At 70.1% G+C, this 24,113-nt stretch carries 21 protein-coding genes and 2 pseudogenes; 8 read left to right on the forward strand and 15 right to left on the reverse strand.

Going from position 1 to position 24,113, the window contains the following annotated elements; translation table 11 throughout:
• Positions 1-180: 180 nt before the first annotated feature.
• A complete protein-coding gene (locus tag BLQ39_RS13050) occupies positions 181-639 on the forward strand; it encodes a DUF4870 domain-containing protein (protein ID WP_092324561.1) in 459 nt (152 codons plus the stop codon).
• Between the two features lie 78 nt (positions 640-717).
• Positions 718-1,089, forward strand: coding sequence for a DUF4870 domain-containing protein (locus tag BLQ39_RS13055; protein WP_241982895.1), 372 nt, complete (start codon positions 718-720; stop codon positions 1,087-1,089).
• Between the two features lie 19 nt (positions 1,090-1,108).
• Here BLQ39_RS13055 and hemW read toward each other — a convergent pair whose 3' ends face one another.
• From hemW to BLQ39_RS13075, 4 genes are read right to left on the reverse strand one after another with little or no spacing between them, the layout of a single operon-like run.
• Complete coding sequence (gene hemW, locus BLQ39_RS13060) at positions 1,109-2,332, reverse strand: radical SAM family heme chaperone HemW (protein ID WP_092324563.1); 1,224 nt, start codon at positions 2,330-2,332, stop codon at positions 1,109-1,111.
• Positions 2,333-2,338: 6 nt separating this feature from the next.
• Entirely contained in the window at positions 2,339-2,986 is a 648-nt protein-coding gene (locus tag BLQ39_RS13065) for a DUF1990 domain-containing protein (RefSeq protein WP_092324564.1), read from the reverse strand.
• Between the two features lie 4 nt (positions 2,987-2,990).
• Positions 2,991-4,844, reverse strand: coding sequence for a translation elongation factor 4 (gene lepA, locus BLQ39_RS13070; protein ID WP_092324566.1), 1,854 nt, complete (start codon positions 4,842-4,844; stop codon positions 2,991-2,993).
• Positions 4,845-4,882: 38 nt separating this feature from the next.
• Positions 4,883-6,121, reverse strand: coding sequence for an amidohydrolase (locus BLQ39_RS13075; RefSeq protein ID WP_092324567.1), 1,239 nt, complete (start codon positions 6,119-6,121; stop codon positions 4,883-4,885).
• 78 nt (positions 6,122-6,199) lie between these two features.
• On the opposite strand from BLQ39_RS13075, the gene BLQ39_RS13080 reads away from it, so the two are divergent.
• The 4 genes from BLQ39_RS13080 (at position 6,200) to rpsT (ending at position 9,259) form a co-directional block, all read left to right on the forward strand.
• On the forward strand, positions 6,200-7,474 hold the full coding sequence (locus BLQ39_RS13080) for a sensor histidine kinase (RefSeq protein WP_092324569.1): 1,275 nt from the start codon (positions 6,200-6,202) through the stop codon (positions 7,472-7,474).
• Positions 7,471-8,097, forward strand: a complete 627-nt coding sequence (locus BLQ39_RS13085; protein WP_092324571.1) for a response regulator — start codon at positions 7,471-7,473, stop codon at positions 8,095-8,097. The genes BLQ39_RS13080 and BLQ39_RS13085 overlap by 4 nt, the downstream gene beginning before the upstream one ends.
• The gene (locus tag BLQ39_RS13090; RefSeq protein WP_241982896.1) at positions 8,097-8,876 is read left to right on the forward strand and encodes an alpha/beta fold hydrolase; all 780 of its coding nucleotides are present in this window, start codon (positions 8,097-8,099) and stop codon (positions 8,874-8,876) included. Before BLQ39_RS13085 ends, BLQ39_RS13090 begins: the two co-directional genes overlap by 1 nt.
• A gap of 119 nt (positions 8,877-8,995) precedes the next feature.
• Positions 8,996-9,259 carry a 30S ribosomal protein S20 gene (rpsT, locus tag BLQ39_RS13095; protein WP_092324572.1) on the forward strand — a complete coding sequence of 88 codons (264 nt, stop codon included), beginning with the start codon at positions 8,996-8,998 and terminating at the stop codon, positions 9,257-9,259.
• A 217-nt stretch (positions 9,260-9,476) separates the two neighbouring features.
• Here the strand turns inward: rpsT and holA are convergent, their stop codons facing one another.
• The 11 genes and pseudogenes from holA to BLQ39_RS13140 form a co-directional block, all read right to left on the reverse strand.
• Entirely contained in the window at positions 9,477-10,538 is a 1,062-nt protein-coding gene (gene holA / locus BLQ39_RS16190) for a DNA polymerase III subunit delta (protein ID WP_422386358.1), read from the reverse strand.
• Positions 10,539-10,856: 318 nt separating this feature from the next.
• Positions 10,857-12,668 (reverse strand): annotated as a pseudogene (locus tag BLQ39_RS16195) (ComEC/Rec2 family competence protein); the annotation flags it as partial.
• 386 nt (positions 12,669-13,054) lie between these two features.
• Entirely contained in the window at positions 13,055-13,750 is a 696-nt protein-coding gene (locus tag BLQ39_RS13105) for a helix-hairpin-helix domain-containing protein (RefSeq protein WP_092324575.1), read from the reverse strand.
• Between the two features lie 164 nt (positions 13,751-13,914).
• Positions 13,915-16,506, reverse strand: coding sequence for a leucine--tRNA ligase (gene leuS, locus BLQ39_RS13110; RefSeq protein ID WP_092324577.1), 2,592 nt, complete (start codon positions 16,504-16,506; stop codon positions 13,915-13,917).
• 74 nt (positions 16,507-16,580) lie between these two features.
• Positions 16,581-18,077, reverse strand: a complete 1,497-nt coding sequence (locus BLQ39_RS13115) for an anthranilate synthase component I family protein (protein ID WP_092324578.1) — start codon at positions 18,075-18,077, stop codon at positions 16,581-16,583.
• A gap of 236 nt (positions 18,078-18,313) precedes the next feature.
• The gene (locus tag BLQ39_RS16200; protein WP_256332763.1) at positions 18,314-18,442 is read right to left on the reverse strand and encodes a hypothetical protein; all 129 of its coding nucleotides are present in this window, start codon (positions 18,440-18,442) and stop codon (positions 18,314-18,316) included.
• Between the two features lie 79 nt (positions 18,443-18,521).
• A complete protein-coding gene (locus tag BLQ39_RS13120; protein ID WP_092324580.1) occupies positions 18,522-19,445 on the reverse strand; it encodes an ABC transporter substrate-binding protein in 924 nt (307 codons plus the stop codon).
• Positions 19,446-20,186, reverse strand: coding sequence for an ABC transporter permease (locus tag BLQ39_RS13125; RefSeq protein WP_092324581.1), 741 nt, complete (start codon positions 20,184-20,186; stop codon positions 19,446-19,448).
• Entirely contained in the window at positions 20,183-20,899 is a 717-nt protein-coding gene (locus BLQ39_RS13130) for an ABC transporter permease (RefSeq protein WP_092324583.1), read from the reverse strand. Before BLQ39_RS13130 ends, BLQ39_RS13125 begins: the two co-directional genes overlap by 4 nt.
• Positions 20,896-21,777, reverse strand: coding sequence for an ABC transporter ATP-binding protein (locus BLQ39_RS13135; RefSeq protein ID WP_092324585.1), 882 nt, complete (start codon positions 21,775-21,777; stop codon positions 20,896-20,898). The genes BLQ39_RS13130 and BLQ39_RS13135 overlap by 4 nt, the downstream gene beginning before the upstream one ends.
• 133 nt (positions 21,778-21,910) lie before the next feature.
• Positions 21,911-22,600, reverse strand: a complete 690-nt coding sequence (locus BLQ39_RS13140; protein ID WP_092324586.1) for a TetR/AcrR family transcriptional regulator — start codon at positions 22,598-22,600, stop codon at positions 21,911-21,913.
• A gap of 108 nt (positions 22,601-22,708) precedes the next feature.
• Here BLQ39_RS13140 and BLQ39_RS13145 point away from each other — a divergent pair, with 108 nt between their 5' ends.
• Both BLQ39_RS13145 and BLQ39_RS13150 read left to right on the forward strand, forming a co-directional pair.
• Positions 22,709-23,752, forward strand: a complete 1,044-nt coding sequence (locus BLQ39_RS13145) for an App1 family protein phosphatidate phosphatase (RefSeq protein ID WP_422386359.1) — start codon at positions 22,709-22,711, stop codon at positions 23,750-23,752.
• A gap of 140 nt (positions 23,753-23,892) precedes the next feature.
• Positions 23,893-24,113 (forward strand): annotated as a pseudogene (locus tag BLQ39_RS13150) (IS110 family RNA-guided transposase); the annotation flags it as partial.

The raw sequence follows: 24,113 nt of genomic DNA on the forward strand, positions 1-24,113 counted from the left end.
CTGCCGTGTTCTCGTGGCATGTGGTTGGCGGTGTTGGCACTCGCCCTTCCTGAGTGCCAATCATACCGCGACCCGCACGGGATCACCCATTGCTACAAGCGGATCGGGGGCAGTAGCTTATGCATATCGGCGCGGGAATCCCCGGCAGCCGACGAGCACCATTCGCTGAAAGGCACCCCGATGAGCGATCCGAACGCCCAGATCCCCGACGACCCGTACCGCGGCCAGCGACCGCCCCAGGACCCCTACCGGGCCCCGTACCAGGGCCCCGCCCCGGTTCCGGCCGCCCCGCTCACCGAGGCCGACGACCGGCAGTGGGCCTCCTTCGCCCACCTCGGCGGCATCCTGAGTTTCTTCCCGTCCCTGCTCATCTGGCTGATCTTCAAGGATCGCGGCCGCTTCACGGCGGAGGAAGCCAAGGAAGCCCTCAATTTCCAGATCACCCTCGTCTTCGGCTACGTGGCGATCAACATCATCGCCAGCTTCCTGGCGTCGATCACCTTCGGGATCGGTGGGATCTTCGGGATTTTCTCCGTGGCGCTGTGGGTCGTGAGCCTGATCTTCTCCATCCTTGGCTTCCAGCAGGCCAAGGACGGACACCACTACCGTTACCCGTTCGCGGTTCGCCTGATCAAGTAGCCCGGCCGCTACTCTGGTGTCGGCGTGACCGCACCAGGGGCCGACCAGACCGTGCCGACCAGACCATAAGGAGTCCGAATGTCCTCAGCACCTCCCCCCTCGAACCAGTACCAGGCCCCGACCCCGATGAACCCGGCCGACGAGAAGCTCTGGGCGACGCTGATCCATATCGGCGGAATCCTCTTCGGCCCGCTGCCGGCGCTGATCGGCTACCTCGTGCTGAAGGACCGCGGCCCGTTCATCCGCGCGCACACGGCGACGGCCCTGAACTTCCAGATCACCCTGCTGATCGCCTACATCGTGGGCGGCGTCACCGCGATCCTCCTGATCGGCTTCCTCATCCTCGGCGCGGCGTGGATCCTCGCCATCGTCTTCGGAATCATGGCCGCGATGGCAGCCAACACGGGCCGGTACTACACCTACCCGCTCACAATCAAGTTCGTCAGCTAGGGATCGACTGCCGGCGCGGTCAGTCGGTCAGGCGCCGGACGACCGCGTCCGCCAGCAGCCGGCCCCGGAGGGTCAGTTCGATCGAGCCGCCGATCGCCGCCGCGCCGTCGATCAGCCCGTCGGCGATCAGCCCGGCGACCTCATGGCGTCCCTGCGGCGACAGCGACGCGACCGCAATGCCCTCCCGGATGCGGCTCCGCAGCAGCACCCGCTCAACCTCCCGGGTCGCGTCGTCGAGCGTCTCCCGGCCGGCCGCAGGCGAGAGCCCGGAGAGCACCCGGTCCGCGTAGGCGGCCGGGTGCTTGACGTTCCACCAGCGCACGCCGCCCATGTGGCTGTGTGCGCCGGGACCGACGCCCCACCAGTCCTGGCTGCGCCAGTAGGCGAGATTGTGGCGGGAACGGTGGGCGTCGTCCGTGGCCCAGTTGCTCACCTCGTACCAGGAGTACCCGGCGGCGGCGAGCAGTTCGTCGGCCAGCTCGTAGAAGTCCGCCTGCAGGTCTTCGTCGGGCTGGACGAGTTCCCCGCGCCGGATCTGCCGGGCGAGCTTGGTGCCCTCCTCGACGATCAGCGAGTACGCGCTCAGGTGGTCGGGGGCCTGTGCAATCGCGTGCTCCAGGCTGGCTCGCCAGTCGGCGAGGGTCTCCCCCGGCGTGCCGTAGATGAGGTCGAGGCTGACGTCGAGCCCGGCGTCCCTGGCCCAGCGCACGACGAGCGGCACCCGCTCGGGGTCGTGGGTGCGTTCGAGGGTGGCCAGCACGCGCGGCACGGCCGATTGCATGCCGAACGAAACCCGGGTGAAGCCGGCGCCGGCAAGGTGGGCCAGGTAGGCCTCGTCGACGGAGTCGGGGTTCGCCTCCGTGGTGACCTCGGCGCCCGCGGCGATGCCCCAGACGGACCTCACCGACGCAAGCATCCGGGCCAGGTGCTCGGCCGGCAGCAGCGTCGGGGTGCCGCCGCCGAAGAAGACGGTCGAGGCCTCGCGGGCCGGCAGCCCGGAGTCTGTCAGGATGCGGCCCGCCGCCTCGACCTCGAGGACGGCCTGGCTCGCGTAGTCGCTCTGCTTGACGCCGCGCAGCTCGGTCGCCGTGTACGTGTTGAAGTCGCAGTAGCCGCAGCGCACGCGGCAGAACGGCACGTGCAGGTAGACGCCGAAGTCGCGCTCCGGCGCGCCGACCGCCGCCCCGGCGGGCAGCAGGCCGTCCGCCGGGGCAGGGTCTCCGAGGGGCTGAGGACCGGCCATCGGCGCCTACGCCGCGCCGGCGGGGTGCAGGGCCCGGAGGTAGCTCCGGGTGAACCGCGCCTGCTGCATCCGCAGGATCGGCCAGACCAGGCGGTAGTACCAGGTGCTCGGGCGGGAGAAGGCCCTGACCGTCAGCCAGACGGAGTCGTCCTCGTGCCGGGCGACGACGAAGGATTCCTCGCCGCTTTCCGGGTGGCCCTTCATCGTGCCGTAGGCGAAGCCGACCCGGTCGACCTCGTCGATCACGTAGACCACGCGCACCGGCGCCGTCACGGTGAACGGACCGAAGGGAACCCTGAGCCGGGCCGTCATGCCGTTGATGATGTAGGGCGTGCCGTCGTCCGAGAAGGTCTCTTCGTTGTCCGATCCGTTCTGGTCGGCCGCAGCGGTGCCGTCGGCGTTGAACCGGAGGCCGGAGTACTGCACCCCGGTTCCGCTTTCCAGGTCGGTGACGCTCATGCCGCTGCCGCGCTGCACACCCCAGGTCATCAGCGACCGCGAGGCCAGGCGGAAGCGCTCTTCGCCGCTGCCGAGCCGCACGCTGCGCTCCTGCGGCCGGTGCCCCTGGGGCGGGTAGCGGAGCAGGTCGGGCGCGAGGGTGCCGCCGATGGCCCCGTAGGTGACGGCGGCGTCGGTGAAGGTTTCCCGGCGCATCCGGCTACTTCTTCTCTTTCTTGGGCGGTTCGTCGCCGGAGAGCGCCGCGATGAATGCCTCCTGCGGCACCTCGACCCGGCCGACCATCTTCATGCGCTTCTTGCCCTCTTTCTGCTTCTCGAGGAGCTTGCGCTTGCGGGAGATGTCGCCGCCGTAGCACTTGGCCAGCACGTCCTTGCGGATGGCGCTGATGCTCTCGCGGGCGATGATCCGGGCGCCGATCGCGGCCTGGATCGGCACGTCGAACTGCTGCCGCGGAATGAGCTTCCGCAACCGCCCGGTCATCAGCACGCCGTACTCGTAGGCCTTGTCGCGGTGCACGATCGCGCTGAACGCGTCGACCTGCTCGCCCTGGAGCAGGATGTCCACCTTGACCAGGTCTGCTTCCTGCGAGCCGATCGGCTCGTAGTCGAGCGAGCCGTAGCCGGCCGTGCGGCTCTTGAGGTTGTCGAAGAAGTCGAACACGATCTCGCCGAGGGGCATGGTGTAGCGGATCTCGACCCGGTCCTCGCCGAGGTAGTCCATGCCGAGGAGGGTGCCGCGGCGGCTCTGGCAGAGTTCCATGATCACGCCGACGTAGTCCTTGGGCGCCAGGATGGCCGCCTTGACGACTGGCTCCTCGACCTTCGCGATCTTCCCGTTCGGGAATTCGCTCGGGTTCGTCACCGTGACCGTCTTCTTGTCGTCGGTGGTGACCTCGTAGATCACGCTGGGCGCGGTCGTGATCAGGTCGAGGCCGAACTCCCGGTCGAGGCGTTCGGTGATGATCTCGAGGTGGAGCAGGCCGAGGAAGCCGCAGCGGAAACCGAAGCCGAGGGCCACGGATGTCTCCGGCTCGTAGACGAGGGACGCGTCGGAGAGCTTGAGCTTGTCGAGCGCTTCGCGCAGGGCCGGGTAGTCGCTGCCGTCGATCGGGTACAGCCCGGAGAAGACCATCGGCTTGGGCTCGGTGTAGCCGGGCAGGGCGACCGTCGCCGGCTTCACCGCGGTGGTGACCGTGTCGCCGACCTTGGACTGGCGCACGTCCTTCACGCCCGTGATCAGATAGCCGACCTCTCCGACGCCGAGTCCCTGGCTCTGGGTCGGCTCGGGCGAGCTGACGCCGATCTCGAGGATCTCGTGGGTGGCGCGGGTGGACATCATCTGGATTTTCTCGCGCGGGCCCAGCTTGCCGTCGATCATGCGCACGTAGGTGACCACGCCGCGGTAGCTGTCGTAGACCGAGTCGAAGATCATCGCGCGGGTGGGGGCATCCGGGTTTCCGACCGGGGCCGGGATGAGCCGGGTGGCCCGGTCGAGCAGTTCGCTCACGCCCACGCCGGTCTTGCCGGACACCCGCAGCACGTCGTCGGGGCTGCCGCCGATGAGGCTGGCCAGCTCCTTCGCGTATTTGTCGGGGTCGGCCGCCGGCAGGTCGATCTTGTTCAGCACCGGAATGATGGTGAGGTCGTTCTCGAGGGCGAGGTAGAGGTTCGCGAGGGTCTGCGCCTCGATGCCCTGGGCCGCGTCGACGAGCAGGATCGCGCCCTCGCAGGCGGCGAGGCTGCGGGAGACCTCGTAGGTGAAGTCGACGTGGCCGGGCGTGTCGATCATGTTCAGCGCGTAGGTCTGGCCCTCGAGCTCCCACGGCATCCGCACGGCCTGGCTCTTGATCGTGATGCCGCGCTCGCGCTCGATGTCCATCCGGTCGAGGTACTGCGCCCGCATGGAACGCTCGTCGACGACCCCGGTGATCTGCAGCATCCGGTCGGCCAGGGTCGACTTACCGTGGTCGATGTGGGCAATGATGCAGAAGTTACGGATGAACGCCGGCGGGGTGGCGGACGGTTCAAGCGCCTTGAGAGCTCTGGGTGACATGGTGCCCCAATTCTTTCATGCTCAGCGGCGCCGCAGGTCTACCCGCGCACAGCGAGCCGTTCGCTGCGCTCGACGACACGTCCGGCGCCGTCGGACCAGCGGTAGACCTCGACCCCGGAGATGAGCACGAGTTCGGCGCGGGAGTTGATGTCGAGCGGGTCGCCCGACCAGACCACGACATCCGCGTCGAGGCCCGGCGTGAGCGAACCGACGCGGTCCTGCAGGCGCATCATCGCGGCCGGGTTCACCGTGAGGGCCTCGAGCGCAACCCGCGCCGACAGGCCCTCCTTGACGGCGAACGACGCCTGGTGCACGAGGAAATTGATCGGGACGACGGGGTGGTCGGTGGTGATGGCCACCCGCACCCCGGCCGCGGCAAGCGCGACGAGGTTGCCGATCGCGCGGTCGCGGAGCTCGACCTTGGTGCGGGAGGTGAACAGCGGCCCGAAGATCACCGGGATGTCGCGCTCGGCGAGCACGTCGGCGAGCTTGTGCCCCTCGGTGCCGTGGTTGATCACCAGGCGGTAGCCGAACTCGTCGGCCAGGCGGAGTGCGGTGGCGATGTCGTCGTGGCGGTGCACGTGCTGGTCCCAGGCGAGCTCACCGGAGAGCACCCGGGCCAGGGCCTCCTTGCCGAGGTCACGGGTGAAGGGTTCGTTCTTCTCCGCGGCGGCGTCACGCGCCTCGGCGTAGTTGCGGGCCTCGACGAAGGCCCGGCGGATGATCAGGCTCACGCCCAACCGGGTGCTCGGGGTCTGCTTCTTGTCGCCGTAGACCCGCTTGGGGTTCTCGCCGAGGGCGGACTTGACGCTGACCGACTCGCTGATGACCTGCTCGTCGACGGTGCGGCCGCCCCAGCTCTTGATCGCGACCGTCTGCCCGCCGATCGGGTTGCCGGAGCCCGGCTTCACCACGATCGTCGTGACTCCCCCGGCCAGGGCGTCCCGGAATCCCTCATCGTCGATGTTGATCGCGTCGATGGCACGCACGCCGGCCGTGTTGGGGTCGGTCATCTCGTTGGTGTCGTTGCCGGCCCAGCCGTTGGCCTCCTCGTCGATGCCGACATGGCCGTGCGCCTCGATGAAGCCGGGCAACACCCACTTGCCGGCCGCGTCGATGATGACGGCGCCGCCCGGGATGGACAGGTCGGCGCCGACCGCGGAGATCAGTCCGTCCTCGATCAGCACGGTGCCCCGTTCGATCGGGTCGCCGGCGACCGGGACGACCCGGGCGTTGACGAGGGCGATCACGCGGGCGGAATTCAGCGGTGAAGTCATGACTCGACCCTAGCCACTCCCGACGGTCATCCCTTCGATGGATGCCCGGGAGCATCCGCTCTGGTTAGGCTGGGCGCAATGTCCAGCCCTGCCGCCCCGGGCCCAGTCGCCCCAGGCCCTGTCGCCACCCTGCCGTCCGCCAGCATCGGCGGCGGCCTGCCTTTGTCGGCGCTCACCCCGGTGTTCACCGGGCTGCGAATGGGACTCCACCTGCTGATCGCCGCGCTGACCGCCCTGGTCGTGGTGCGCGCCCTGTTCGGCGCCTGGCCCGACCCAGCTCTGATCGTCGGCCTGGCGGCCGTGTTCCTCGGCAGCTACTTCGGCGGCAGCTACCTCGCCCGCACGCGCCGGGAACGGTGGATCATCCCGGTCTGGCTGGGCCTGCTGCTCGTGGAGTGGCTCGGTCTCACCCTCCTGGCCCAGGACGCCGCGTACATCGTCTTCCCGCTGTTCTTCCTCCAGCTCCACGTGCTCCCCCTCCGCTGGGGCGTGCCGCTCGTCCTGGTCAGCGTGCTGCTGGCGGTGTGGGCGCTCAGCCGCAACCTCGGTTTCAGCGTGGGGGCCGCGCTCGGGCCGCTGGTCGGCGCCGGCGTGGCCGTCGCGATCGGGCTGGGCTACCGGGCTCTGCTGCGCGAGGCCGCCGAACGCCAGGCCCTGATCGGTGAGCTTCGGGGCGCCCAGGCCGACCTCGCCGCGACCGAACGCCAGGCGGGCATCCTGGCCGAGCGCGGACGGCTCGCCCGCGAGATCCACGACACGCTCGCCCAGGGCCTGTCCAGCATCCAGCTGCTGATCCATGCCGCCGAGCGCACGGTGACGGATGCCGCGGCGCTCGAGCACCTGCGCCTCGCCCGGGACACCGCGGCCGCGAATCTGCAGGAGACACGCCGGTTCATCCGCGAGCTCACTCCCCCGGCCCTGGACACCCAGACCCTCCCCGGCGCCCTCGCCCGCCTGGCCGACACCGTGACCCGCGAGGCCGCCGGGAGCAGGGAGGCGACGGCGGTGAGCCTGCACGTCACCGGGGAGCCGGTCGAGCTGCCCATGCGGCTCGAAGCCACCCTGCTGCGGATCGCCCAGGGCTCGCTGGCCAATGTGGTCCAGCACGCGGCGGCGACCCGCGCCGAGGTCACCCTCAGCTACATGAGCGACGAGGTCACGCTCGATGTCGTCGACAACGGGCGGGGCTTCACCGCGACGGAGCCCACGCCCGGGCTCCGCACCGAGTCGTTCGGGCTGGTCGCCATCCGGCAGCGGGTGGAGCAGCTCGGCGGAACGTTCGTGGTGGAGTCGCGCCCGGGGCGCGGGACAGCGGTCGCCGTGACCTTCCCGCTGGGCGAGGGTGCGGCGTGATCCGCCTCCTCCTGGCCGACGACCACCCGGTGGTGCGCGCTGGCCTGCGCGCCCTGTTCTCGGCCGAGGCAGACATGGACGTCGCGGCGGAGGCCGGCAGCGCGGAGGACGCGGTCGCGCTCGCCGCGGCGGGCGGCGTCGACGTGGTGCTGATGGACCTGCAGTTCACCGGAGCGCTGCAGGGAGCGGAGGCGACCCGGGCCGTGCGTTCGCGCCCGGGAGCGCCTCGCGTGCTCGTCCTGACCAACTACGACACGGATGCCGACATCCTGGGCGCAATCGAGGCCGGGGCCAGCGGCTACCTGCTCAAGGACGCCCCGCCGGCCGAGCTCATCGCGGCCGTCCGCGCTGCGGCGGCCGGGGAGAGCGCGCTCGCGCCCGCCGTCGCCTCGCGACTGGACACCCGCGCCCGGGTGCCGGAGACCCGGCTGTCGCTGCGGGAGGCCGAGGTGCTCACGCTCGTCGCGGCCGGGCGATCGAACCGCCAGATCGGCCAGGACCTGTTCCTCAGCGAGGCCACGGTCAAGTCCCACCTCGCGCACATCTTCGCCAAACTCGGGGTCGGCTCGCGCACCTCGGCCGTGGCAGCGGCCCGGGCCGCCGGAACCATCAGGAACAGCTGATGGCCGCCATCCCGATCCTGCTCGTGCACGGCATCCGCACCTCGGCCTCGATGTGGCGGCAGCAGGTGGAGCGGCTCCGAGACGACGGGCACTCCGTGCTCGCGATCGACCTGCCGGGCCACGGCGCGCTGCTCGGCGAGGAGTTCACAGTGGAGGGCGCGCTCCGCGAGATCGATACCGGCGTGACCGCACTCGGCGGCCGGGTGATGCTCGTCGGCCTGTCGCTCGGCGGCTACTACGCGATCGCCTACGCCGGCGCGCACCCCGAGCGGGTGGCCGGGCTCGTGGCGGCCGGCTGCTCCACGGTGCCGGGAGGACCGGGACTGGCGGCATACCGCGGCCTGGCCAGGGGCATCCGCCTGCTGCCCGACCGCGGGCTCTGGCTGCACACGACGATGGTGCGCGCCCTGGTTCCCCGCCAGGGTGCGCACGACGTGCTCGCCGGGGGCGTGGCCCTGGACGTCATGGATGCCGGGCTGCGCGCCACCGGGACTCTCCGGCCGCTGGCGAGCCTGGCCGCCTACCCGGGGCCGGTGTGGTTGGTGAATGGGGCTCTGGACCAGTTCCGCCTGAACGAACGGCGCTTCCTCGCGGCCTGCCGTCGTGGACGCCTCGTGATCGTGCCGGGCGCGACCCACCTGGTGAGCCTCGCGCAACCGCAGCGCTTCACCGCGGTGCTCCGCCGGGTGGCCGCCGAGCTGTCGGCGGGCTTCCCGGCCGAGGAAGCGGGCGGGGAGCCGGGTGGGGAGCCGGGGCCGATTGTCGGGCCGGGCCAATAGCTGGTATCGTTTCCTGTTGGCTTGCGTGTTGGGTCCCACCCCACACGATTTTCGCCGCGAAGCGCCCTCTACCGCTGAGTGGCATGTCCGTAAAAGAATCTAAACGAAAGCGTGCAAACGTGGCAAACATCAAGTCGCAGATCAAGCGCATCCTCACCAACAAGAAGTCCCAGGAGCGCAACAAGGCGGTCAAGAGCGAGTTCAAGACCGCTATCCGCATCGCGCGCGCCGCGATCACCTCCGGTGACAAGGACAAGGCCGTCGCCAGCCTCGCCGTCGCTTCGAAGAAGCTCGACAAGGCCGTCAGCAAGGGCGTCATCCACAGCAACCAGGCCGCGAACAAGAAGTCCGCGCTCGCGAAGTCGGTTTCCGCCCTCAAGTAGTCTCCGACCGGGGCTTCGGCCCTCGGTTCATAAGTCCCCGCCCTCGCCGGCGGGGACTTTTTTTGCGTTCGTCGCCTGGTTGCACGGTTCCGCCTAGTCGAACGGTTCCGCCTAGTCGAACGGTTCCGCCTAGTCGAACGGTTCCGGTCGAGTTGCCCCGGTGCACCGGGCGGTCTCGACCGGAACCGGCGACGTCGGCGAGCAGCGGCCCCGCCGGTCAGTCTTCGCCGCGCCGCGCGATCACGCCGATGAGGCGCTCGAGCGCGAACACGGGGTCGCGACCGCCGCCCTTCACGTTCGCATCCGTCTCGGCGAGCATGGTGATGCAGCGGGCCAGGCCCTCGTCGCTCCAGCCGCGGAGGTCCCGCTGGGCACGCTCCACCTGCCAGGGCGCGAGTCCGAACTGGGAGGCGAGCTGGCCGGAACCGCCCCGGACTCCGAACAGCTTGGCCATCGTGCGGATCTTCATGGCGAAGGCGGCGACGATGGGCACCGGATCTGCCCCGGAGGACAGCGCATGCCGGAGCGTGACCAGCGCCTCCCCGTGGCGCCCGGCGATGGCCGAGTCGGCCACCTTGAACGCGTTGGCCTCGACCCGGCCGCCGTAGTAGCGATCGACGGTGACCTCGGTGACCTCCGCACTCGAATCGGAGATCAGCTGCTGGCAGGCGGCCGACAGCTCGGCGAGGTCATCCGAGAACGCCGAAACGAGGGCGCGCAGGGCGCTGGCGGTCACGCGTTTGCCCGCGGTCTTGAATTCGGCCGAGGCGAAGTCGTGCTTGTCGGTGTCCTTCTTGAGTTCGGCGCAGACGATTTCGATGCCGCCGCCGACGCCGCTGCGGATCGTGTCGAGGAGCTTCTTGCCGCGCACTCCCCCGCCGTGCCGCAGCACCAGGTAGGTGTCTTCGGCCGGGTTCTGCAGGTAGTCGAGGGCCTCGGTGAGGAACGCGTCGGTGCACTTCTCGACGGAGCGCACCCGGATCAGGCGAGGCTCCCCGAACAGCGAGGGGCTGGCCAGGGTCAGAATTTCGCCGGGCGCGTAGCTGTCGGCCTGCACGTCGCTGACCTCGAGCTCGGGGTCCTCGAGCTTCAGGAAGTCCCGGAGCTGCCGGATGGCGCGTTCGGCCAGGAATGATTCGGTGCCGGAGACCAGCAGGACCGGCGCCGGACGCACCTGGTGCCAGGCCAGCTGCGGGATAGCCGCGGTCTTCGGCGTCGACTTCGAGGCCGACTTCTGGGCCGGCTTCAGTGCCCGTGGTGCGGTGGTGCGAGCGGCCACGCGGTTCCCTTCGATTGCTCGTTCCAGCCTAGCCGGGGCCGGTGACGGGCCCGCGCGCCGGCTGTCGCGCGCGCCCGGGCTCCCACTCGCCCGGGGCGGCACCTTCTCGGTCCACACGGTGAGCGCGCCGCCGCGCTGGGCGGCCGGCGCAACCACGAGCATCCCCTGCCGGTCGGTGCGGAAGGCGGTCGTTCCGACTCCGGAGAGCATGTCCAGCAGCGCATCCGTCGGGTGCCCGTAGCCGTTGTCCGCGCCGACCCCGATCAGCCCGACCGTGGCGCGGAGGCGGGCGTACAGCTCCGGGCTCTGGTCGGCCGAACCGTGGTGGGCGACCTTCACGACATCCAGTGCCGCCGGCCTGGACGCGCGCGACATGGCGTCCTGCGCCTCCTCGCCCAGGTCTCCGAGGAACAGCGACCGGATGCCGCGCCCGTCGAAGCCGATCGTCACACTTCCCGGGTTGCCGACCTGCATCACCGGTGAGCCCCTGACCGGCCAGAGGATCTCCCAACGCAGCCCGCCGAGGGCCCCGCTGTCGCCCCGGGCAGACTGCCGCAGCAGCGCGCCGCCCTCGGCGAGCCGGTCGTGCAGGCGCCGGTCCTGGTCGTTCTCGGGGATCCCGACCAGGGCGGTGTCCACCCGGCCGAGCACGGCGTCGATCCCGCCGATGTGGTCCATGTCGTAGTGGGTGAGCACGAGCAGGTCGATCCGGTCGATGCCGAGGGTGCGGAGGCAGGCGGCGAGCGGTTTCGGGTCCGGTCCGACGTCGATGAGCGCGTACCGGTCCCCGTCGCGCACGACCACGGCATCACCCTGGCCGATGTCGCAGGCTGCGATCTGCCAGTCGTCGGGGAAGGCGGCGGCCCGCCCGACCCCGGTGCCGATGAGCGACCCGGAATATGCGCCGAGCGAGGCCAGCAGCAGGGCCAGCGCCGCGGTCCGCCGCCGCGCGCCGCGCGCTCCCGCCTGCCGGAAGACGAGGATCAGGACGAGAAGCGTGACGAGCACGATGCCGGTGAGGCCGACGGCCCCGCCGGGCCACGGCAGCCGGCTTCCCGGCAGGGCTGCCGTAGTTCGAGCAACCGCGGCGATCCACGCCGACGGCAGCCAGGCCGCGCCCAGGAGGGTCCCGGCGAGCCCAGGAGCCCACGGCAGCAGCAGGCAGCCGAGGAGTCCCACGACCGTCGCCAGGGGCGCGGCCGGGGCCGCCAGCAGGTTCGCCGGCACCCCGTAGAGCGGGAGGCTGGGGCTCAGCAGCACGAGTACGGGCTGGCAGGCGAGTTGAGCGGCGAGCGGGATCGAGATGAGGGCGGCGAGGCCGGTGGGCATCCAGCGGGACAGCGCCCGGGTCACGGGACCGGCGAGGACCAGCAGGCCCGCCGTCGCGAGCACCGACAGCGCGAAGCCGTAGTTGCGGGACAGCCACGGGTCGCCGGCCAGCAGCACGATCACGACCAGGGCGAGGGCCGGCATCCCGCCGCCGGGCCTCCCGATGCCGATCGAGAGCAGCACGACGGATGCCATCACCCCGGCCCGGAGCACGCTCGGCTCGGGCGTCACGAGCGTCACAAAACCCACGAGCACCGCCAGGGACAGGGCGATCCGCACGCCTCGGCGCAGGCGGAGAGCCCCGCCGAGCAGCATGATCGACGCGATCACGACCGCGCAGTTCGCCCCGGAGACGGCGGTGAGGTGGTTCAGCGAACTCGTCTTCATCTCGCCGTCCAGCTCGTCGCTCACCGCTGTGGTGTCGCCGATGGCGAGGCCGGGCAGCAGGTCGCCGCCGTCGCCGGGCAGCCGGGAGGCCGCATCGGAGAACCCGTGCCGGAGCTCCCCGGCCCACCCGAGCCACCACGGCGGACCCGTGCCGGCCTCCGGTGGGCCGCGTCCGAAGAAGAGAACCGCCGCGGCATCCCCCGGTTGGGCGACCTGAACCGTGCCGGTCAGCCGCACGGAGGAACCGATCTCCAGCGCGCGCGAAGCGGAAGCAGTGGATTCGGCGAACACCACCACGGGAACGGACACCGGCACGGTCCGGCCGTCCAGCCGCAGCTCGGTGAGGGTGCCGCGGAACCGGACCCGACTGGAGAAGCCGCTGAACCCCTGGAACGATTGCGTCTCGGCGGCCATCGTGCCGATCGTGACGGTGCCGGTGACGATCGCGTGCCGTTCAGCGGCCGACCTCACCTCGCCCGGGAGCCGCGCGGACGCGGTGGCGGCGATGACCGTGGCGACGAGCGCGGCGGCGGCGAAGGTGACGCCGAGCGTACCCCACAGGGCGCGCCAACCCGGGCGGCCCGGGGCTGGCGCCGGGGCTCGCCATCGCCCCCGAAGCTGAGACCCTTTCTGGGACCGCGACCGCCGAGGCCAACGATCGACGAGGCCGATCCCGATGGCCGCCACCGACCCCAGCCAGAGCAGACCAGCCGCCGCAGCCACCTGCCCCGGAGCGGCGCAGAGCACCCCGGCAGTGAGCCAGCAGGCTGCGGCCGGGGCGGCCAGGCGCAGGTCGGCCGTCACGGCGTGACCAGCGCCTTCAGGCCGTCGAAGGTCTTGTCGCCGATTCCGGTCACATTGCGGAGGTCTTCGACGGCGGCGAACGGGCCGTTGGCCTCCCGGTAGTCGATGATGCGCTGGGCCATCAGCGGCCCGATCCGCGGGAGGGTGTCGAGTTCCGAAGCGCTCGCGGAGTTGAGGCTGACCTTCCCGCCGGCGGCGTGGGCCGCGCCGCCGGACCCGCCCGGCGGGGTACCGGGTTGCGTTTCGCCGAGCTTCGGAATGTAGAGCTGCTCCCCGTCGCCCACGAGCCTGGCCAGGTTGACGCCGGCCGGGTCGGCCGTGGCCAGGAGGCCACCGGCGGCCGCGACGACGTCGATCACCCGCGCCCCGTCTCGGACTTCGAAGAGACCGGGCCGCCGAACCGCGCCGAGTACGTGAACGAACAGGATGCCGCCGCTGTCTGCCGAGGGGGACGTGGGAACGCCGGACCCCTCGTTGTCGCCTCCGGACGACCCGGTTCCCGGGCCGCTGCCGACGGGCACGACGACCTGCCCCGGCGGCTGCCCGAACGCGGACACGACGACGGCGGTCACCAGCGCGACAATCAACAGCACAACCGCGGCGCCCACCCCGATGCGGCGGCGCGCGCGTTCCGGGGCACGCGCCGACGGGGCGAGGCGTGCGAGGGCATCACTCGCCTCGTCGGACTCCATGCCGGAAGGCTAGGCCGCGCCCCGGCTCCGCTCCCGCGCCGGCCCCAACCCGTGCGCAATCTCCCCCGCCGCCGCCTGTGGAGGTCTCCTCCCCACCCGCGAAACCGCAGTTGTGCGCGCTAAACGCCCTTCATAAATGGCACAACTGCGGTTTCGCGGGGAGGTCAGGGCTTCGTGACGATGCTGACCAGGCGCGGGGCGCGCACGATCACGTTCACGATCTCGCGGTCGCCCACCGAGCGGATGATGGCGGCCGACTCGCGGGCCAGCTTCTCCAGGTCCGTACTCGTGATCTTCGGCGACACCTCGAGGCGGTCGCGCACCTTGCCGTCGACCTGCACGACGGCGGTGACCGCTTCCGCCACGAGAAGCGTCGGGTCGGCCTTGCGCCACTGGGCCAGGGCGACGCACGGCTCGTAGCCGAGGCGCTCCCACATGTCCTCCGCCGTGTACGGCGAGAACAGGTTCAGCGCCATCGCGGTCGTCTCGGCCGCCTCGCGGACCGCGGCATCCCCGCCCCCGGCGCCCGTGTCGATCACCTTGCGGGTGGCGTTCACGAGCTCCATCAGGCGGGCGACGACGACGTTGAACTTGAACGCCTCGATGAGCGATGGGGCGTCGGCGAGGAACCGGTGAGTCACCCGACGCAGGGCCTGGTCGCCCGTCTTCCACTCGATGCCGGGCGTGCTCGTGACGTCCCTGGCCATGCGCCACGCGCGGGCGAGGAACTTGGCCGAACCAACCGGCGAGACATCCGCCCAGTCGATGTCGTCCTCGGGCGGGCCGGCGAAGGCCATGGTCAGGCGCACGGCGTCGACGCCGTGCCGCTCAACCTCCTCGGTGAAGTAGACGAGGTTGCCCTTGCTCTTGGACATCTTGGCGCCGTCCAGCACGACCATGCCCTGGTTCAGCAGCGACGTGAACGGTTCGGTGAAGGTGACGTGACCCAGGTCGAAGAGCACCTTGGTGATGAAGCGCGCGTACAGCAGGTGCAGGATGGCGTGCTCGACGCCGCCGACGTACTGGTCGACCGGCGCCCACTTCTCGGCTTCCTTCGGGTCGAAGGCCTGGGTGTCGTCGTTGGGGTTCAGGAAGCGCAGGAAGTACCAGGAGCTGTCGACGAAGGTGTCCATCGTGTCCGCGTCGCGGCGGGCGGGAGTGCCGTCGATCGGGTTGGGCACGTTGACCCAGTCCGTCGCCCCGCCGAGCGGCGAGGTGCCCTTGGGCGTGAGGTCCAGGCCCTCGCTGGAGGGCAGGAGGACGGGAAGCTGGTCCTCCGGGACCGGGATCTCGGAGCCGTCCTCGCCATGGATGATCGGGATCGGGGTGCCCCAGTAGCGCTGGCGCGAGATCAGCCAGTCGCGGATGCGATAGTTCTTCGCCGTCCGGCCGGTGCCGTCGCTGGTGAGCTGTTCGATCATCCGCTTGACGGCGTTGTTCTTGCTCAGCCCGTTGAGCGCGCCGGAGTTGATCAGGCGGCCCTCCCCGGTCAGCGCGATGCCCGTGGCCGCCGGGTCCAAAGGCGGGAGTTCCTCGCTGCCGTCGAGCATGGCCTCGGTGATCACCGGGATCGTGCCGGTGACCGGGGCGGTGGTGTCGACGACGACCCGCACGGGCAGGTCGAAGGCGCGGGCGAAGTCCAGGTCGCGCTGGTCGTGGGCGGGGACGGCCATGACCGCGCCGTGCCCGTAGTCCGCGAGCACGTAGTCGGCCGCCCAGATGGGCAGGCGCTCCCCGTTGGCGGGGTTGATCGCGTAGCGTTCGAGGAACACGCCGGTCTTCTCCCGGTCGGTGCTCTGGCGCTCGATCTCGGTGCTGTTCTGCACCCGGGTGAGGTAGCCCTGGAAGGCTTCCTGAACGGCGGGCGAAGCGCCGGCGGCGAGCTCGGCGCCCAGGTCGGAGTCCGGGGCGACGACCATGAAGGTGGCGCCGAACAGGGTGTCGGGGCGGGTCGTGAAGACGCTGATCGGGGTGTCACGGCCCTCGATCACGAAGTCGACGTCGGCGCCGATCGACCGGCCGATCCAGTTGCGCTGCATGGTGATCACCTTGGCCGGCCAGCTGCCTTCGAGCTGGTTGAGGTCGTCGAGCAGCCGGTCGGCGTAGTCGGTGATCTTGAAGTACCACTGGGTGAGCTTCTTCTTCACGACAACGGCGCCGCTGCGCTCGGACGTGCCGTCCGGCAGGACCTGCTCGTTGGCGAGCACGGTCTGGTCCACCGGGTCCCAGTTCACCCAGCTGTCCTTGCGGTAGGCGAGGCCCTTCTTGTAGAGCTGCAGGAACAGCCACTGGTTCCACTTGTAATACTCGGGGTCGCTGGTGTGCAGCTCGCGCTCCCAGTCGAAGGATGCCGCGTAGAGCTTCATGCTCTTCTTCTGCTGGGCGATGTTGTCGTAGGTCCACGCCCGGGGGTCGATGCCGCGCTTGATGGCGGCGTTCTCGGCCGGCAGGCCGAAGGAGTCCCAGCCGATCGGGTGCAGCACGTTGAATCCCTGCTGGCGCCAGTACCGGGCGACGATGTCGCCCAGCGCGTACACCTCGGCGTGGCCCATGTGCAGGTCACCGGAGGGGTAGGGGAACATGTCGAGCACGTACTTGCGCGGGCGGGTGTCGTCGGGGTCGCTCGTGCGGAAGGGCTTCCGTTCCTCCCAGACCGGCTGCCACTTCGCCTGGATGGCCGCGAAGTCATAGAGGTCTTCGTCGGTCTCGCGGCCGCTCTCGGCGCCGGTCGGTGCGGTGTGCTGCTCGTGTGCCACGTGGCTCTCATTCGGTGCGGTGTTGGGGACGTGCGGCTCGCCGGCATCCGCCGACGGCTGGGCCAGGTTCTAGGTTACTCACTCCCGGGGTGGCGGCGTCGCGTGGGTGCGGTGCCGGCGCCGAGGGCGTCGAGCAGGGCAGCGGCCTTGATCCGGGTCTCCTCGATCTCGGAGGCCGGAACGGACAGGGCCGTGATTCCCCCGCCCGTGCCGATGGATGCTCCGTCGCCGTCGAGCACGATGCTGCGGATGACCATGGCCAGGTCCACCGCGCCGTCCAGCCCGACGTAGCCGAACGCGCCGGCATAAATGCCGCGCGGGCCATCCTCGAGGTCGTCGAGGATGGTCATGGCGCTGATTTTCGGGGCGCCGGTCATCGACCCGGCGGGAAAACAGGCGGCGACCGCGTCCACCGAGGACAGGCCGGGGGCGAGCCGGGCCTCAACGGTGCTGACCAGCTGGTGCACGTGCGCGTAGCTCTCCACGGCGAGCAGGCTGGAGACGGTGACCGAACCCAGCTCGGCGATCCGGCCGAGGTCGTTGCGCATGAGGTCGACGATCATCAGGTTTTCGGCGCGCTCCTTCTCGCTCGATTCGAGTCCGGCGCGCAGCTCGTCGTCGAGCGCGGCGGTGCCCCCGCGCGGGCTGGTGCCCTTGATCGGCTTCGTGGTGACCAGGCCGTCGCGGGTGACGGCCAGGAACTGCTCCGGCGAGGCGCTGAGCAGGGCGGTGGCGCCGAAGCGCAGCAGGCCGCCGTGGTGGCTGGGACTCCCGGCGCGCAGGGCGAGGTAGGCCACGACCGGGTCCGGCCGCGCGTCGATCCTGATCTCGTTGGTCAGGCAGAGCTGGTAGGCGTCGCCCTCGCGGATGGACGCCTGGCAGCGGAGGATCAACTCCGCGTAGCGTTCCGCGTCGTGTCGCCAGTGCGCCACCGGCCGCGCGGCATCGACCGGCACCGGCCGAGCGGCATCGGCCGGCACCGGCTCCGGCGACGCACGCAGGGTCGCGCTGACCGCCCGCGCCCAGTCCTCCGCGCTCCCCGTGCCGTCCACCGTGCCCTTCTCGGCGCTCCAGGAGGGCACGTGGATGAGGGCAGTGACCGTGCGGGCCGCGTGGTCGAAGACGAGGGCGCGGTTGACCTCCAGCAGGGCGGCATCCGGGTACCGGGACACGTGCACGGGCGTCCCGACCGTCTGCGCCCCGAGCTCATAGCCGAGCCAGCCGACCCAGCCCAGGCGGAAACCCTGTTCCGTCGTGTCGTCCAGGGCGGCGCGGCGCGCGAGGTCCTCGCGGAGGAACTCGAAGATCGTTTCCGGCGACGTGATCGCCGGCGCCGGCTCCACGGACGGATCCGGGGCGCCCACCACGGTGACAGTGACGGTCCCGTCCGGAACGGAGGCGGTCACGAACCGGGAACCCGGGGCGGCCTCCGCCAGGTAGCTGACGCCGGTCTCGGCGCCCTCGCCGGCGTCCAGCCAGAAGGCGTACGGACTGCTCTCATAGAGGGCGACGAAGGCGCGCGCGGGGTCCCACCATCGGGGCAACACCGCACGCTGGATTGACCCGGTCACGACCCCAGCCTAGGAGACAGCGAGCGACTCGGAGATCTGTCCGGCCCTCCCCTCGTCCGCCGCGCGATCGGGCCTGGCGCAGGGCCCCGGCCTGGTTCCCGATCGCCAACCGGCAGAGAGAGCGGTCGCGCTGCTCGTCGAGATGCTCGCCGACGACCAGGCCCTTGCCCCGGGGCAGGAAGGGGGACCGCCCGAAGGCGACCTCCCCCTGCCACCGCGTCGGACGCTGCACCGGCTTACTTGACTGCCTTGCTGCCCTTGAATTCGAGATCCACGGTTCCGGACCCGTCGCCCTTGGTCGTGCCGTTGACGGCGGAGGTGGTCTCCCCAAACGTCATCATGGTGTGAGCGATAGCGTCGGCCATCTGCTCCAACACGGCCCGGCGTCGAGGCCCGGGAAACCGGCCTGCGGGCGAGAATATCCGTCGAATTCGTGGGAAGTGGCTAGAACAGTTTTGCCTGCTTGAGCCAGGCGGCAGCGATGTCTTCGGCCTTCTTCTGGTCGTTGAAGCTCTGGGCGTTCAGGCTCACCAGGTCCTCGGCGGACAGGGCCGCGCTGACCGTATTGAGAACCTTCTCGGCCTTGTCGGTGACCCTGTCGGAGACCACCGGCACGACGTTGTCGGCGAAGAAGAGCCCGTCCGGGTCGGCCAGGGCAACGAGCTTGTCCGACTTGATGTTCGGGCTGGCCGTGTAGATGTTGGTGATCTGGATGTCACCGTCGACGAGGGCCTTGACGGTGAGCGGGCCTCCGCCATCCTCGATCGGCTTGAAGCCGGCGGTTTCGATGCCGTACTTCTCCTTGAGCGCCGTCGGTCCGTAGGGCCGGGTCTCGAGCTCGGCGTTGCCGCCCACGACGATCGGTTCGGTGACGTTCTTCAGGGATTCGATGTCGGTCAGCTTGTACTTGTCGGCGAACGCCTGGGTGACGGTCCAGGAGTTCTGGTCGGAGGCATCGGCTTTGTCGAGCACGCGGAGACCCTCGGGCAGGGCTTCCTGGAGGGTTGCGTAGGTCTCGTCGCTCGTGCCCCCGGCCGCGTTCTTGTCGAGGGCCTGCAGCAGGCTTCCGGTGTACTCGGGGAACACGTCGATCTTGCCCGCCTCGATGTCGGGAAGGTAGACCTCGCGCTGGCCGATGCGAAAGTCCCGGTCGACGGCGATGTCGTTGGCCTCGAGCGCCTGGGCGTAGATCTCGGCGATGATCTCGTTCGAGTAGTAGTCCTGCGATCCGACAATCAACTTGTCGCCGGACGCCTTATCCGACCCGCTGTCCAGCGGGTCGCCGGACGCACACCCTGCGAGGGCTACGACGGCCCCAACCCAGGCCGCACTGACTAGCGCGAGCCGGCCTCTTTTTACTGTGAACATCTATTTTCTTCCTTTCGCGATGGTGGATTCCATCCCCGGGCGAGGTCTGACTGACCCGGCCCGGACTTCTGTGGGCCGACCCGCGGCAACGCCGCGCGGCAGGATGACTCTGTGGATGACCGAGAAAATACCCTCCAGGACCAGGGCCAGCAGGATCACGAGGATCGAGCCGCCCAGCATCTCGGCGTAGTCGCGGGTCTTCAGTCCGGAGAACAGGAAGCGACCGAGCCCGAAGTCCGCGACGTAGGCGGCCAGGGTGGCCGTGGCGACGACCTGCAGCGTTCCCGAGCGAAGACCGCCGATCAGCAGCGGCAGCCCCAGGGGGATTTCCACCTTGCGCACGATCTGCCACTCGGACATGCCCACCGAGCGCGCGGCGTCGATGGTGGCCCGGTCGATCGCCTCGAATCCGGTATACGCGCCGGCCAGCACCGGCGGAATGGCCAGCACGGTCAGCGCCACATACGGTGCCTCGAGTCCGATACCGACCCACAGCGCCACCAGGGTGAGCAGGCCGAGCGTCGGCAGGGCCCGCAGCCCGCCGGACACCGCCACCGCCAGGCCCCGGCCGCGTCCGGTGTGGCCAATCAGGAAGCCGAGCGGAAGGGCGAGCATCGACGCCATCAGGAGGGTGACGAAGGTGAAGACCAGGTGCTCGAGCAGGCGCGAGGGGATGGAGCCGTCCCCCACGTAGTTGGCCGGGTCGAAGATCCAGTTCAGCGCGTCCAGGAAGAGAGTCATTTGGCCGCCTCTCCGCCGTGAACGGCCGCGCCCAGGGCTTTCGGCCCGGGGGTTAACGGGGCCGACGAGCGCGTCGGACGTGCCGGGCGCGACCACGGCATCAGCAAGCGCCCCAGCGCGACGAGCGCCCCATCGAAGGCCAGGGCGAGCAGGACGGTGCACACGATCCCGGCCACGATCTCGGCTTCGATCCCGCGCTGGAAGCCGTCGGTAAACAGGCTGCCGAGACTCTGCACCCCGATCACCGCGCCGACCGTCGCCAGGCTCACCGTGCTCACGGCCACAACACGGAGGCCCGCGAGGAGCACCGGCCCGGCCAGCGGCAGCTGCACCTGCCAGAACAGGGCCCAGCCGGAGAAGCCCACGGCGGTGGCCGACAGGCGCACATCGGGGTCGACCGAGGCCAGGCCGTCGGCGACCACCCGCACCATCAGGGCGACGCCGTAAATCGTGAGTGCGATGACCAGGTTGAGCGGGTCCCGGCCGCTGGTGCCGACGATCGCCGGCAGAACCACGAACAGCGGCAGCGAGGGGATGGCGTAGAGCAGACCCACCGAGATCAGGATGAAGCCGCGGCCCAGGCGGAATCTGTGCGCCAGCCACCCGATCGGGAGCGCGATCAGGAAGCTCAGGATGATCGGCGGCACGCTGAGCACGAGGTGATCAAGGGTGCGGTCCCAGATGAAGTCGAGGTTCGACCAGATCCAGGTCACCGGGAATCCCCACCCTGCGCCGAAGCACCCGAACCCGGAACCGGGTCGGCCTCGCCGGGACGTGACCCGCCGGTGAGCACCCCGGCCAGCCGACCCTCGCTGTCGACGAGGATGTCGCGGCCGCCTTGGCTCTCCAGGTGCAGGGCGCGCTTGCCCCGATCGGCGCCGACGAAGCTGGCTACGAAGTCGTCGGCCGGGCTCGCCAGGATCTCCGTCGGGGAGCCGACTTGCGCGACCCGCCCGCCCTGGCGCAGGATGACGACCTGGTCGCCGAGCAGGAACGCCTCCTCCACATCGTGGGTGACGAAGACCACGGTCTTGCCGAGCTCTCGCTGCAACCGGATGAGTTCCTGCTGGAGTTCGGCACGCACGATCGGGTCGACGGCACCGAAGGGCTCGTCCATGAGCAGGATGTTGGGGTTCACGGCGAGGCCCCGCGCCACGCCGACGCGCTGCTGCTGCCCGCCGGAAAGCTGGCTCGGGTAGCGGTCCGCCAGGGAACGTTCCAGGCCGACCGTGTCGAGCAGGGCCAGGGCATCCGCTCTCGCCCGCTTCTTCGGCACGCCGCGCAGCAGCGGCACGGTGGCGACGTTGTCGACGACGGTGCGGTGCGGGAGCAGCCCCGAATTCTGCATCACGTAGCCGATGCTGCGGCGCAGCTTGACCGGCTCCAGGCCGGCGATGTCGACCCCGTCGATCTCGATGGCGCCGCCGGTGGGATCGACCATGCGGTTGATCATCCGCAGCAGGGTGGTCTTTCCCGAGCCGGAGGAGCCGACCAGGACGGTGGTCTTGTGGGAGGGCAGCACGAGGCTGAAGTCATCGACGGCCAGGGTGCCGTCGGGGAACTGCTTGCTTACCGAGCGGAACTCGATCATGGACGTGGCTCATTCCTCGCGGGGACCGGGTCAGCGCGCGGCGAACCCAACCACACTGTATTCGTAAGTCGCTCTCAAATCGGATTGGCAGCACAGAAACGGATTCCCGCCGGGCCCGGCGCGCGGGCACGCCTCAGGAGTGGTGGGAGAGGACCGGGGCTTTCGAGCCGACGCTCGGCCCGTAGTAGCCCACGAGGTAGTCGTGCATGATCCGACGGCATTCGGCGATGATCCGCTCGTCGCCCTGCAGGTCGGAGGCGAAGGCGCGCGACAGCAGTGCGTCGGCCATTTCGACGGTCATTTCCAGCCGGAAGTTCAGGTCGGGCCCGGCCGGCAGGCCGAACTCCTCGGCGAGGATGCCCGCGAGGCGGCGGGCGAAGAAGCCCGATTCGACGTCGTCCGAGTCGACCTCCGCCGTGCGCTCCCGGTCGGCGAAGTGCAGGATGCGGAAACCAGCCTCTGACCGGTAGAGCCCTACGAACGCGGTGACGGCGCAATCGACGGCATCCCACCAGGTTTCCGGACGGGTGAGCTTCATCTCCTCGACGAAACGCTGACGGAAACGCAGCACGGCGCGCTCGCGCAGCGCGTGCAGCACGGCAACCCGGTCGGGGTAATAGCGGTACACGGTGCCGATCGAGGCGCCGGCCCGTTCGGCGACCATCGCGGTCGTGATCCGGTCGAAGCCGACCTCGTCGACCACTGCTGCGGCGGCGTCGAGCAGGGCAGACAGTCGGGCTGCACTGCGCTGCTGCATGGGTTCGGTGCGGATCTGCTGGCCCTGGCCGGCTGATCCCTCCCCGATGATGTCATTAAGTGACACGTTTCCTCCTCGACGACTCGTCATATCCTACGGGTTACCGACTGTGGCTTCGTGTTGCGGCGCGCATGACAGACTGGGTAGGTGCCAGAGTCCCCCGAAACGCCGAGCATGACCGCCCCAGCGAGCATCATGCACAGGGCTGCCCGCGCCGAGGACTGGCTGCACGACGTGCGGGAGCGGTACGCGCGCAACCGCGGCTACCGGCCGATCATCATCCCCTATGCCGGCTACGGGACGACCGAGCGGGTGCGCATCCTCTGTCGTGTGCTCCTGGCCAAACCCGTTGATCCCGAGAGCCAGGCGAAGCAACCCCGGCGCCGCACCGACGGACGGGATTCGGGCATCCGCGGCTGGCGCAGCTTCACCAGCGTGCCCGTCAACGACGTGACCGTGACGATCGAGATCGGCGGGGGAACCCACCGGGTGCAGGCCGACCGGGGCGGCGTGGTCGACACCGTCGTCGAGGCCCGGCTCGCGCCGGGCTGGCACGTGGCCCGGTTGCACACGGATGACTCGGCGCCGGTCGAGGCGCCCTTGTTCATCGTCGCACCCGCGGTGCGCCTCGGAATCATCTCCGACGTCGACGACACCGTCATGGTGACGACCCTGCCTCGCCCTCTCCTGGCGGCCTGGAACACGTTCGTGCTCGACGAGCACGCCCGGGTTCCCACGCCGGGCATGGCCGTGTTTCTCGACCGCCTCGTGGCGGCGCACGAGGGCGCCCCGGTCATCTATCTCTCGACCGGGGCCTGGAATGTCGCCCCGACGCTGACCCGCTTCCTCTCGCGGAACATGTATCCGGCGGGTGCGCTCCTGCTCACCGACTGGGGGCCCACGCACGACCGCTGGTTCCGCAGCGGCCGAGACCACAAGCGGGCCAACCTGCGCCGACTGGCCCAGGAGTTCCCCGACATCCGCTGGATCCTGATCGGCGATGACGGCCAGCACGACGAGGCCATCTACAGCGAATTCCAGCGTGACTTCCCGGCGAGCGTCGCCGCGGTCGCGATCCGCCGGCTCTCCCCCAGCGAAGCGGTGCTCGCCGGCGGCCGGTCCAGGGATGCCGCCCAGGCGCGTCCTGGCGCGCCCTGGGTCTACGGGCCGGACGGTTCGAGCCTGGCCGACCAGCTCGCCGAACACGACCTGTTCTAGCAGGCTGGTCTAGCAGGCTGGTCCAGCAGACCGGTCTAGACGCTATGGGGTATTGAGCTGGGGCCTCCCGATCGCATAGACCGTGGGTTGCGGGCCGGGTGTGTCTGGCTCGTAGTGCCACATATGTGAGGGAGGCCCCAGTGGTTATCGAGCGTACGAGTGTTGGATTGGATGTGCACGCGCGGAGCGTGGTCGCGGCCGCGATCGACGAAGTCTCGGGCGAGTTGACGCAGCGTCGTCTGGGCGCGAGCGTCGAGGAGGTCGTGGCGTGGGTGACGGGGTTGCCGGGCCCGGTGGCGGCGACGTATGAAGCCGGCCCGACGGGGTTCGGGCTGGCGCGGGCGTTGCGGGCGGCGGGGGT

This window comes from Cryobacterium psychrotolerans (assembly GCF_900101115.1).
Lineage (GTDB): Bacteria > Actinomycetota > Actinomycetes > Actinomycetales > Microbacteriaceae > Cryobacterium > Cryobacterium psychrotolerans.

Coding starts and splice junctions, on each gene's coding strand:
- BLQ39_RS13050 (WP_092324561.1), top strand. CDS start 181: ATGAGCGATCCGAACGCCCAGATCCCCGACGACCCGTACCGCGGCCAG.
- BLQ39_RS13055 (WP_241982895.1), top strand. CDS start 718: ATGTCCTCAGCACCTCCCCCCTCGAACCAGTACCAGGCCCCGACCCCG.
- hemW (WP_092324563.1), bottom strand. CDS start 2,332: ATGGCCGGTCCTCAGCCCCTCGGAGACCCTGCCCCGGCGGACGGCCTG.
- BLQ39_RS13065 (WP_092324564.1), bottom strand. CDS start 2,986: ATGCGCCGGGAAACCTTCACCGACGCCGCCGTCACCTACGGGGCCATC.
- lepA (WP_092324566.1), bottom strand. CDS start 4,844: ATGTCACCCAGAGCTCTCAAGGCGCTTGAACCGTCCGCCACCCCGCCG.
- BLQ39_RS13075 (WP_092324567.1), bottom strand. CDS start 6,121: ATGACTTCACCGCTGAATTCCGCCCGCGTGATCGCCCTCGTCAACGCC.
- BLQ39_RS13080 (WP_092324569.1), top strand. CDS start 6,200: ATGTCCAGCCCTGCCGCCCCGGGCCCAGTCGCCCCAGGCCCTGTCGCC.
- BLQ39_RS13090 (WP_241982896.1), top strand. CDS start 8,097: ATGGCCGCCATCCCGATCCTGCTCGTGCACGGCATCCGCACCTCGGCC.
- BLQ39_RS13105 (WP_092324575.1), bottom strand. CDS start 13,750: ATGGAGTCCGACGAGGCGAGTGATGCCCTCGCACGCCTCGCCCCGTCG.
- BLQ39_RS16200 (WP_256332763.1), bottom strand. CDS start 18,442: ATGGCCGACGCTATCGCTCACACCATGATGACGTTTGGGGAGACCACC.
- BLQ39_RS13120 (WP_092324580.1), bottom strand. CDS start 19,445: ATGTTCACAGTAAAAAGAGGCCGGCTCGCGCTAGTCAGTGCGGCCTGG.
- BLQ39_RS13125 (WP_092324581.1), bottom strand. CDS start 20,186: ATGACTCTCTTCCTGGACGCGCTGAACTGGATCTTCGACCCGGCCAAC.
- BLQ39_RS13135 (WP_092324585.1), bottom strand. CDS start 21,777: ATGATCGAGTTCCGCTCGGTAAGCAAGCAGTTCCCCGACGGCACCCTG.
- BLQ39_RS13145 (WP_422386359.1), top strand. CDS start 22,709: ATGACCGCCCCAGCGAGCATCATGCACAGGGCTGCCCGCGCCGAGGAC.